The following is a 9,836-nucleotide window of genomic DNA, read 5'->3' on the forward strand; positions in this document are numbered from 1 at the left end:
TAAATATCTTCCCCCGCCGCCGCGCCGAACCAGAAGACCGATGGTTCGAACGAGCCAACGGCCGAGAATGGCAACAGCCAGCACGCACGGCCCCGTCAAGGAGCATCCGCTCGCGGCGACCGCCGTCCTCTCGGTGATCGGCTACGTGCTCGTCATCGGGACGTTCGCCGGCGTCCTCGATATCTTTCCGTCGATCGACGACGGGACGGTCATCCTGCTCTCGGACGCCATCGCCGTCGTCAACAGTCTCGCGCTGACGGCGCTGCTCGTCGGCTTCTTCTTCATCCGACGCGACGACGTCCGCCGCCACCGCGCGGCGATGCTCACCGCCTTCGGGCTCATCATGGTCTTCCTGGTGCTCTATCTCTGGAAGGTCGGTGGAGGCTTCGAGAAGCAAATCGTCATCGAGCAGGGTCAGTTCCTCGCCAGCTATGCTGGCATCGTCAAGCCGCTCTATCTGGTGATGCTCGCGATCCACATCCTGCTGTCGGCGATCGCGGTCCCCGTCGTCATCTACCCGGTCGTGCTCGGGCTGACCCACACGCCGGCCGAACTCAAGGAGACCGCCCACGCACGCATCGGCCGCATCGCGGTCGCCTCGTGGTCGCTCAGTCTCTTTTTGGGTGTCGTGACCTACTTCCTGCTGAACCACCTCTACGGCTGGGCACCACGGTAGCGCTGTCGAACTGAGAGCATCCTCTATCCGGTCGATTCGCGGCGATCTCTGCTACGGCTGTTCCGCTTCAGGATGAAAATCGAGTCACAGCTCTCCGGTCAGTCGGTCCGCGGCAGGGCGTACGCCCCGAGCGCGAAGAAGACGACCGCGAGCACGCACAAAACCACGAGATCGAGCTCCCAGCCGCTCCCGCCGGTGACGACCGTGCGTACGCCGCGGGCGAAGTACGTCAGCGGCGAGACGTTCATCACCGGCTGAAACCACTCGGGGAGCAGATCGGGCGGCACGAACGTATCGGATAGGAAAAGGAGCGGGAGCGCCAGCGAGTTGCTTGCGGCGATGACCCCGTCCTGGGAGTCGGCGAGGCTGCCGAGAAGCGCGCCCACGCCACAGAACAGCGCGACCGAGACGACGACGAACGGAACGACGACGACCGAAAGCGTCACGTCCGCACCCGTGAGGAGGACGACGAGTCCGAGGATGAGCAGGCCAGCAAGCCCGATGATGAGCACATTGACGAGCGTCTGGGCGAGTAGCCACTCCGGACGGGTGAGCGGCGTACTGGCGAGTTTCTCGAAGCGATTGCCCTCGCGATGGCGCGCGACCGTGCTGCCGACGCGCGAGAGCGGCGTGAAGAGCACGACGACGGCCAGATAGCCCGGCACGTAGTACGCCGGCGATTCCGTGAAGAGTCCGCCGCCGGTCGGGCGCGTGCCGACCAGCACGCCGAAGATGAGGATGAGGATCACGGGGAAAAAGAAGGTGAAGAAGACGGCCGTCCGCCGGCGCAGGAACGAGCGCCACGCCGCGCTGGTGGCTGCACCGATCCGGCCGGTCGCGGTCATTGCGCCACCTCCGCTTCCTGTCCCGCATCCGCAAGCGAACAGTCGTCGTCGATACCGTCGCGCGAACGGCTCTCGTCGGTCACCGTGAGATAGACGTCCTCCAGGTCGGGCTGTCGCCACGCGAGTTCGCCGTAGTCGATGCCGTTCCGTTCGAGCGCGTCCACCACCGTCCCGATCTCGGTCGCCGAAACGTCGCTCACGACGATGCCCGTCGGGTGGGAGTCGATCGTGTGAGCGAGCCCGTCGAGCGCCGTCGCGTCGGCGTCGGTCTCGATCTCGAGTCTGGACCGACCACCGTATTCGGCGACGAGATCGCCGGGCGTACCGACGGCGGCCAGCTGGCCGTCGGCGAGCAGCCCAACCCGATCGGCGAGCCGTTCGGCCTCGGCCATGTAGTGGGTGGTGAGGAGGATCGTCGTGCCACCGGCCGCGAGCCCCTCCAAGAGTCGCCAGAGCGCGCGCCGGCCGGCCGGATCGATGCCCGTCGTCGGCTCGTCAAGCACCAGCAGGTCGGGATCGTTGACGAGCGTCGCGCCGACGCAGGTCCGGCGCTGTTGCCCACCCGAGAGATCCTCGTACCGGGTGTCGGCGCTGTCGACCATCCCGACGTCGTCGAGGACGCTCTCGACGTCGCGTGGATCGTCGTACAGACCGGCGTAGTAGTCGAGCAGTTCGCGCGCGCTCAGCCGTGCCGGGGGCGAAAACGATTGGGGAAGCACGCCGAGGCGTGCGTTCTCGACCGCGTCGGGCGACGAGCCGAACAGCGACACCGACCCGTCGATCGCGGTGGTGCCGGTCAGCGCACGCACGAGTGTCGTCTTGCCCGCGCCGTTCGGGCCGACCAGCGCGAACACCTCGCCGGCGGCGACCGACAGCGAGACACCGTCGAGTGCCACCGTTTCGCCGTACTCCCGGCGAACGTCCTCAGCACGCAGTACCGCATCCATGCCGGATCGACGACCGCAGCCGTTCTAAGGGGTTCGATTCGGCGAGCGTCAGAGCCGACCGCGCACCTCGCGGGTGATGCCGTCGACATCGTACTCGTCCTCGCTCTTGTCGAAGACCGTCTCGCCGTCGACGCGTACTTCAAGGACGCCGTGATCGCCGGTGACGAGCGCCACCCGGTCGAGTTCGGCACCGAAGTTCGTGAGCAGCGCGTGCTGGACGTTTTCGGCGCGTTCGAGGAAGCCACAGGGGACGCAGTATTCGATCTCGACTGTCGCCATGGGCGCGATTGCATCTCGGCCGATTTACGCCTATCGCCGGCTCAGAGCAGGATGGCGTCGACGACGATGGCGAACAGCAGCGCACCGAGATAGGCGTTCGAGGCGTGAAACGCGCGGAAGGCAGCCTGTTCGCTGCGCTCGCGGTGGAGTCTGACGACCGTCCAGAGGAACAGTGCGCCGAAGGCGACCGTCGCGCCGGCGTAGAGCCAGCCGAGCGACGTGACCGCCGACAGCACGCTCGCGCCGAGCAGCGTGGCCGCGAGATACCAGACGATATGCCGGCGGGTGACACGCTCGCCACGGACCACGGGTAGCATCGGAAAGCCACCGCGGGCGTAGTCGTCCTTGTACGCGAGCGCGAGGTTGTAGAAGTGCGCCGGCGTCCAGAGGAAGATGACGCCCGCGAGCGCGAGCCCTGGCACGCCCACCGTTCCCGTCACCCCGACCCAGCCGATGAGCGCCGGGAGCGCGCCCGCGGCACCACCCAGAACGGTGTTCTGTACCGTGTTCGGTTTGAGGACGAGCGTGTAGATCACGCTGTAAAAGAGGATGGCACAGAGGCCGAGCGCGGCCGCCAGCAGGTTGACCGAGAGGAACAGCGCGAGCGAGGCGGCCGCCAGCAGGAGGCCGAAGGCGAGCGCGTTCGTCACGCCCACCTGGTCGGTGGCGAGCGGGCGATCGCTCGTCCGCTGCATCTTCCGGTCCTTCTTGCGTTCGAGAACGTGGTTGAACGTGCCGCTCGCACCGATCGCGAGCACGCCACCGCCGAGCACGCGGATCACGATCCCGGCATCGAGCGACGGCCCGGCCGCGAGCGCCATCCCAGCAGCCGCCACGAGACAGAGCAGCCACATCAATCGGGGCTTCATCAGTCTGAAATACGCCGCGCCGATCCGCCTCGCGCGGGCGAGCGGGCCGGATGGCGGTGACGGGGTTTGCAGTGACGGGGTTTCGCCGGTGTCGGTGTCGGTCGGTGTGGCCGTGAGTGGATCCGGGTCCGTGACCGGTGCCGTGTCGTCGGTGCCGAGTTCGAGCGTCCACGCGAGTGCGAGAACGAGCCCGACGAAGATCGCCATCCCGGAGAGCAGGTGAAGCGTCGAGAGCCAGTCGGCGGTAGCGGTCGTCGCGGTCGCGGCGAGCGCGCCCAGTCCGATCTGGACGGGGTAGAGGACGAACGGGACGAGGAGGGTAGCCTTCGCGCGCCGCGACGTGGACGATCGCCAGGTCGTGACGAGCGCCGCGAGGACGACGACGCCGACGACGAGCGCCGCGAGGCGGTGGCCCCACGCGATGAGCACGCGCGGATCGGAGAGATCGGTGCCACAGAGCGGCCAGGTCGAACAGGCTTGCGTCGCCTCGGTCAGCGCCGTCGTCGCCCCGACGACGATCAGGAGATAGACGCCGATGGCCGCGGCCGCAAGCAGCGTCGTCACCCGTCTGCGCTCGGTGGCTGTGTTGGCTGTCACGGTGTTGTGACTCGGTTTCGATCTTCGCAATCGGCGTACTTAGGCCCCGCGTTTTCGGCCATCGGCGGGGGAGTCAGCAGGTATTTATGCTCCACTACCGAAGCGCGGACAGATGACCAAAACGCGTCTCGGGCGGTACGCCCTGCTGGTGGTCGGGGCCGTTCTCGCCGCGACGGAACCGGTGTTGGCACAGTCGGTCAACGCGGACCTCATCTACGGATTGAACGCGAAGCTGCTCTACGTCGCGATCCCGATAACGCTGCTCGTCCAGGTCATTCTGGTCTACGCAGTCTGGAAATTTCGGAACAACGACGATCCGCAGCCGACCCGCGAGAACCGACGGCTCGAAATCACGTGGACGATCGCCACCGCGATCATCCTCCTGTTCGTCGGTGTCGCCTCCTACACGGTGCTCGGCAACCCGGCGATCGCGCTAACGGCCGACGAGAATCAGGCACAGCCACAGGCCCAACAGGAGATCCAACCGTCGGTCACGCATCCGAACCGCTCGGGAGCGACCGCCCCGGATAGTAAGCAGGCCGTCGAGATCGAGGTCGATGCCTTCCAATGGGGGTGGGAGTTCATCTATCCGGACGCGGGCGTCAACTCCTCGACCGAGCTCGCGATACCGGCGAACAAGTCGGTCTATCTCCACATCACCTCCCGTGACGTCATCCACGCCGTCCACGTGCCGTCGCTCGGCCTCAAACAGGACGCCATCCCCGGCCAGTACAACACGATCATGACCAACGCGACCGAACCCGGCACCTACCAGCTCTACTGCGCCGAGTTCTGTGGCTCCGGCCACTCGAAGATGCTCGCCAACATGACGGTCATGCCGCAGGGCGAGTACCAGTCCTGGCTTGACGAGCAGGAATCCAGTAGCGGTTCGAGCGAGAGTGCGGGCGACTCGGCGAACAGTTCGTCGCTGGCCCCCGTCGCCGCGAACCCGGCCTAAACCCCTTCTTCGACCGCTTCGAGACCGTCGTTCGTGATCGCAAACCGGCAGGTCTCGCCGGCGGCTTTCGAACCGTGTTTTTCGAGCGTCGCTCGGCGGTTGCCCGCTCGGAACCGTTCGAGTCTGAGGATCGTCCCCGTCAGATGTGAGAGCGTGTGGCCGCCGAGCGCCCGCGCCCGCCCCGACTCGCTCTCGGGGTCGGCAAACACCTGATTGGTGAGCAACACGGCGAGATCGTGTTTGCGTGCGAGCGACAGTAGATGCGTCACCTGACGACCGATCTGCCGGAGCGCTTCGCCGTCCTCCCGGTTCGTCCGCTCCAGACGATAGAAGCCCGTCGCGCTGTCGAGGACGATCAACGAGGTGCGTTCGGCGAGCTGTTCGGCATCGCGGACGGCCTCCTCCTGTTCGTCGAAATCGAGCGCCTCGGCGACGACGATGCGCGAGGTGAGATCGTCGAGATCGGCGCTGCGTGCCTGCGCGAGCTGCTCGAAGCGTGCCACGGAGAGGCCCTCGGTGTCGATGTAGTAGCTCGGATCACCGTCGACGGCCGTTGCGACGGCCGCCGACAGCGCGAGATTCGTCTTGCCGGCGGCCGGCGGGCCGTAGACCTGGGTGACGGCCCCGCGCGGGAGCCCGCCGCCGAGGAGGTCGTCGAGCACCCCACAGCCGGTCGAAAGCGGTTCGCTCACGGCGTCCGTTGCCGCCCGCCCACCAAAAGTCGTCCTGTCGCCGCGTGGTGAGCGTTTATCTGTGCCGGCGGTCGAGTGTGGACGTGATCGTCGTCGCCACCGCCGACTTCGAGCTCTATCACGGCGTCGTCACCGAACTCCGCGAGCGCGGCGTCGAGTTCACGACGGTGGAGCCCGGCGACGAACTCCCCGAGCGGACGCACGTTCTCATCGTTGGTGACGGGGACGACGTGCCCGACAAAGAGATCGAGATCGTCCGCGCCGATCCGACGGAGCCACGGCGGGCGGTCGAGAGCGCGCTCTCGTCGCTGCGCGACGGTGGGCGGACGATCGTCGGCGTCGATCCCGGCGATCGCCCCGGTATCGCCGTGCTCTCGGGCGACGTGGTGGTCGCGGCGTTTCACGTCCCACTCGCGGACGCTGCCGGGGTCATCACCGACGAGATCGCCGACGCGGCGGACCCGATCGTTCGCGTCGGCGATGGCGCGCGACTCACGGGTGCATCCGTCATCGACGAACTCGACGTTCCCGTGGAGCTGGTCGACGAGACCGGCACGACGCCCTCGCTCGGCACCGGTGCGCGCGGAATGGGCGACGTGCTCGCCGCCGTCAACATCGCCCGGCGCTCCGGCGAGCAGGTCCGCGAACGTACCGTCGAGCCGACCGTCGGCGAACTCGACGTGATCAAGGCGCGCTCGCGCGAGCAATCGGCAACCAACCGCGAGATCGACGAGACGCTCGCCCGCCGTGTCGCCGCCGGCGAGTTGACCATCCAGGAGGCGCTTGCGGAGCATCGTGGCCAATGAACGACGACAGTGTGGATCTCCTTCCGCTGCTCGACGAACTCCGGGTGATGGCACAGGCCGGCTTGTTCTTCGCGGACGATCCCTACGACCGTGAGCGGTACGAACGAATCCTAGAACTCGTCGGCGAATACTACGGTATGACCCTTGACGTTCCACCGGAAGAGATCCATGACCGCCTCGCACAGGATCTCGGTTACGTCACGCCGAATGTCGGAGTCAAGGCCGCGATTTTCGACGACGAGGGCCGGATGCTGTTGATGCAACGGCCGGAGGGCTCGGAGTACGTCGCCGGCACGTGGGACATCCCTGGCGGCGCGGTCGAACCGCTCGAACCGCCGGCCGAGACGGCGATCCGCGAGACTCGCGAGGAGACGGGTCTCGCTGTCGAAACGATCGAGGTCGTCGACGCCTACATGATGGAACCGAACCGGCTCAATCCGCACGGTCACGTGCTCCTGTTGTATCTCTGTGAGATGGCTGGTGGGACGCTCGGCCTTTCACACGAAGGCGATGCACTGGACTACTGGGAGATCGAGGACGTTCCAGCGTGGACGCTCGACTTTCGCGGACCGGCGCTCGATGCGCGCGACCGCTGGTCGGAGCAACAACGTGACGGACGCGAAGGCGACGATTAGCTGCGGACCGCGTTTTCGACTCGCCGCATGACCTCTCGAATTGGCACGTCGGTTTCGGCGGCGACCGCACTCGCGTCGTCGTATTCGGCGCTCACGTCGTAGACCGTTCCCTCGGAATCGCTGGCGATCTTCACCGCGACCTCGTACTCCTCGCCCTTGACGGCGACTGTCGCGGTCTCGAAGGCGCGTTCGGCGACCCAACGGTGGCGTGCGCCGGTCTCGCGCACGCCGAGGGTTCCCGTTTCGACGGCGAGCCGGCGGGCGACCCGTTCCGTGTCCTCGGGCCTGACGATGACTTTCACGAGATGGCCCGGACGGGATTTCTTCATCGTCGTCGGGAGGATCGAGACGTCGCGCGCGCCGGCCTCTGTGAGACTGTCGTGCAGCCCGCCGAGTACCTCCGGCGAGGCGTCGTCAAGGTTCGTTTCGAGCACGCGAATCCCCTCGCGCGTGAGGCCCTCGCTGCTCGAACCGACCAGCGCCCGGAGCACGTTCGGATGCTCGGGGAAGTCGTGCTCGCCAGCGCCGTAGCCCGACGCGTCGAGATCGAGTGCAGGCAATCGCTCGACGCCGTCGGCGACGTGTGCGAGGATCGCCGCACCCGTGGGAGTCAGGAGTTCGCCGTCGACCGGGCCACCGTGGAGCGCCCAATCGGCGCGTTCGACGGCCTCGACCACCGCGGGTGCCGGCACGGGATAGGTGCCGTGGCTCATCGCGACCGTGCCGCCGCCCCCTGCGATCGGCGTCGTCACGACGCGCTCGACGTCGAGCGAATCAAAAAGGAGCGTCGCCCCGACGACGTCCGCGATGGCGTCGTCAGCGCCGACCTCGTGGAAGTGAGTTGCATCGAGATCGGTGCCGTGGACCGCCGCCTCCGCCTCGCCCAAGATCTCGAAGATCGCCGTCGCGTCGTGTTCGACTTCCTCGGGGAGCTCCATCGACTCGACGAGTTCGACGACCTCGGTGTAGGATCGGGTCGGGCCAGCGCCCTCGGCATGCGTGTGATCGTGGGGATGGTCGTGATCGCCGTGGTGGTCATGTCCCTCGTGTGTGTGCTCGTGATCGTGGTCGTCGTGAGGATGGGTGTGGTCGTGTGATCGATCGTCGTCGGCTTCGCTGTGGCCGTGGCCGTCGGTGGATTCGTCGTCCAGAAGAACGGTGACGGTCGTCGCGTCGATACCGTTCTTCGTCGTCGTGTCGATCGCGTACCGGACGTCGAGTGCCTCCTCGATCGGTTCCAACACATCGGGATCCGCGCCGGCGGCGAGCAGCGCGCCACAGAGCATGTCGCCGCTCGCGCCCATGCGACCGTCGAACGCCAGTGTTCGCATAGTTGGGGTGGGGTTGGCATGGCGAAAAGCCGTCCGGTCGCCGTGATTGTTCGGCATGGGCGGACAGGCAAAAGGCATAACCCCGCCAGCGACGGAGTATCGGACATCAGCCAGCCATGAACGAAGTCCAACTGGAGGTGGCGAAGGCGTACCCCAACGACTCGGGCCGCGGCATCGCCCGCCTCGATCCGGATACCCTGTTGCATCTCAAGCTCTCGCCGGGCGACATCATCGAGATCGAGGGTGGCGACACGACCGCCGCGAAGGTCTGGCGCGCCGATCGGCAGGACTGGAACACCGATACGGTTCGGATCGACGGGTTCACGCGACAGAACGCCGATATCGGCATCGGCGAACGTGTCGAGATCCGCAAGGCCGATCCCGGGACGGCCGACCGGCTCGTGCTCGCGCCGCCCGAGGAGGCCTCCGTCCAGTTCGGCAGCGACGCGGCCGGGATGGTCAAACGCCAGATCCTGAAGCGACCCGTGGTGGAACGCGACATCGTGCCCGTGATGAGCTCGACCAACCACCCGTTCATGCGCTCGCCGGGCCAGGCGATCCCGCTCATCGCCGTCGACACCGAGCCAGACGGGGTGGCGCTCATCACCGAGGACACCGACGTCGAGCTCCGCGAGGAGCCGATCTCGGGCTTCGAGAAAACCGGCGGCGGCATCACCTACGAGGACATCGGCGGTCTCCAGGGTGAGATCCAGCGCGTCCGCGAGATGGTCGAACTGCCGATGAAACACCCCCAGATCTTCCAGAAGCTGGGTATCGAGCCGCCACAGGGGGTGCTCCTGCACGGTCCGCCCGGCACGGGGAAGACCCTGCTGGCGAAGGCCGTCGCCAACGAGACCTCGGCGAGTTTCTTCTCGATCGCCGGTCCGGAGATCATCTCCAAATACTACGGCGAGAGCGAACAGCAGCTCCGGGAGATCTTCGAGGACGCGACCGAGGAGTCGCCGGCGATCATCTTCATCGACGAACTCGACTCGATCGCACCGAAGCGCGAGGACGTGACGGGAGAGGTCGAGCGCCGCGTCGTCGCCCAGCTACTGACGATGATGGACGGCCTGGAGAGTCGTGGTCAGGTCATCGTCATCGGCGCGACCAACCGCGTCGACAGCATCGACCCCGCGCTGCGCCGTGGCGGCCGCTTCGACCGCGAGATCGAGATCGGCGTGCCAGAGGTTGGACCACA

General features: G+C 66.7%; 11 protein-coding genes. 5 read left to right on the forward strand and 6 right to left on the reverse strand.

Annotated features, from left to right (window positions below):
• Positions 1-67: 67 nt before the first annotated feature.
• Positions 68-676, forward strand: coding sequence for a DUF420 domain-containing protein (locus tag C448_RS06770; RefSeq protein ID WP_004053089.1), 609 nt, complete (start codon positions 68-70; stop codon positions 674-676).
• Positions 677-774: 98 nt separating this feature from the next.
• Here the strand turns inward: C448_RS06770 and C448_RS06775 are convergent, their stop codons facing one another.
• From C448_RS06775 to C448_RS06790, 4 genes are read right to left on the reverse strand one after another with little or no spacing between them, the layout of a single operon-like run.
• On the reverse strand, positions 775-1,521 hold the full coding sequence (locus C448_RS06775) for an ABC transporter permease (protein WP_004053091.1): 747 nt from the start codon (positions 1,519-1,521) through the stop codon (positions 775-777).
• The gene (locus C448_RS06780) at positions 1,518-2,468 is read right to left on the reverse strand and encodes an ABC transporter ATP-binding protein (protein ID WP_004053093.1); all 951 of its coding nucleotides are present in this window, start codon (positions 2,466-2,468) and stop codon (positions 1,518-1,520) included. Before C448_RS06780 ends, C448_RS06775 begins: the two co-directional genes overlap by 4 nt.
• A gap of 48 nt (positions 2,469-2,516) precedes the next feature.
• A complete protein-coding gene (locus tag C448_RS06785) occupies positions 2,517-2,747 on the reverse strand; it encodes a SelT/SelW/SelH family protein (RefSeq protein ID WP_004053096.1) in 231 nt (76 codons plus the stop codon).
• Positions 2,748-2,788: 41 nt separating this feature from the next.
• Positions 2,789-4,213: a heme o synthase gene (locus C448_RS06790; protein WP_004053098.1), complete on the reverse strand. Its 1,425-nt coding sequence runs from the start codon at positions 4,211-4,213 to the stop codon at positions 2,789-2,791.
• 112 nt (positions 4,214-4,325) lie between these two features.
• On the opposite strand from C448_RS06790, the gene coxB reads away from it, so the two are divergent.
• Positions 4,326-5,171, forward strand: coding sequence for a cytochrome c oxidase subunit II (coxB, locus tag C448_RS06795; RefSeq protein WP_004053099.1), 846 nt, complete (start codon positions 4,326-4,328; stop codon positions 5,169-5,171).
• Here coxB and radB read toward each other — a convergent pair.
• Positions 5,168-5,863 carry a DNA repair and recombination protein RadB gene (radB, locus tag C448_RS06800; RefSeq protein WP_004053101.1) on the reverse strand — a complete coding sequence of 232 codons (696 nt, stop codon included), beginning with the start codon at positions 5,861-5,863 and terminating at the stop codon, positions 5,168-5,170. The genes coxB and radB overlap by 4 nt on opposite strands.
• Before the next feature lie 83 nt (positions 5,864-5,946).
• Between radB and C448_RS06805 the strand changes: the two genes are divergently transcribed.
• Positions 5,947-6,669: a hypothetical protein gene (locus tag C448_RS06805; RefSeq protein WP_193363116.1), complete on the forward strand. Its 723-nt coding sequence runs from the start codon at positions 5,947-5,949 to the stop codon at positions 6,667-6,669.
• A complete protein-coding gene (locus C448_RS06810; protein WP_004053105.1) occupies positions 6,666-7,304 on the forward strand; it encodes an NUDIX hydrolase in 639 nt (212 codons plus the stop codon). The genes C448_RS06805 and C448_RS06810 overlap by 4 nt, the downstream gene beginning before the upstream one ends.
• Here C448_RS06810 and larC read toward each other — a convergent pair.
• Positions 7,301-8,635, reverse strand: coding sequence for a nickel pincer cofactor biosynthesis protein LarC (gene larC, locus C448_RS06815; RefSeq protein ID WP_049916127.1), 1,335 nt, complete (start codon positions 8,633-8,635; stop codon positions 7,301-7,303). The genes C448_RS06810 and larC overlap by 4 nt on opposite strands.
• Before the next feature lie 116 nt (positions 8,636-8,751).
• Here larC and C448_RS06820 point away from each other — a divergent pair.
• Positions 8,752-9,836: AAA family ATPase (locus C448_RS06820; protein WP_004053109.1), on the forward strand; the 1,085-nt coding region annotated here is incomplete at its 3' end.

Origin of the sequence: Halococcus morrhuae DSM 1307, from assembly GCF_000336695.1 — an archaeon.
In the GTDB taxonomy this organism is placed as follows: Archaea; Halobacteriota; Halobacteria; order Halobacteriales; family Halococcaceae; genus Halococcus; species Halococcus morrhuae.

Excerpts from the sequence above, each read along its gene's own strand:
- C448_RS06780 (WP_004053093.1), bottom strand. The coding sequence starts at position 2,468 with ATGGATGCGGTACTGCGTGCTGAGGACGTTCGCCGGGAGTACGGCGAA.
- C448_RS06775 (WP_004053091.1), bottom strand. The coding sequence starts at position 1,521 with ATGACCGCGACCGGCCGGATCGGTGCAGCCACCAGCGCGGCGTGGCGC.
- C448_RS06770 (WP_004053089.1), top strand. The coding sequence starts at position 68 with ATGGCAACAGCCAGCACGCACGGCCCCGTCAAGGAGCATCCGCTCGCG.
- C448_RS06785 (WP_004053096.1), bottom strand. The coding sequence starts at position 2,747 with ATGGCGACAGTCGAGATCGAATACTGCGTCCCCTGTGGCTTCCTCGAA.
- C448_RS06810 (WP_004053105.1), top strand. The coding sequence starts at position 6,666 with ATGAACGACGACAGTGTGGATCTCCTTCCGCTGCTCGACGAACTCCGG.
- coxB (WP_004053099.1), top strand. The coding sequence starts at position 4,326 with ATGACCAAAACGCGTCTCGGGCGGTACGCCCTGCTGGTGGTCGGGGCC.
- larC (WP_049916127.1), bottom strand. The coding sequence starts at position 8,635 with ATGCGAACACTGGCGTTCGACGGTCGCATGGGCGCGAGCGGCGACATG.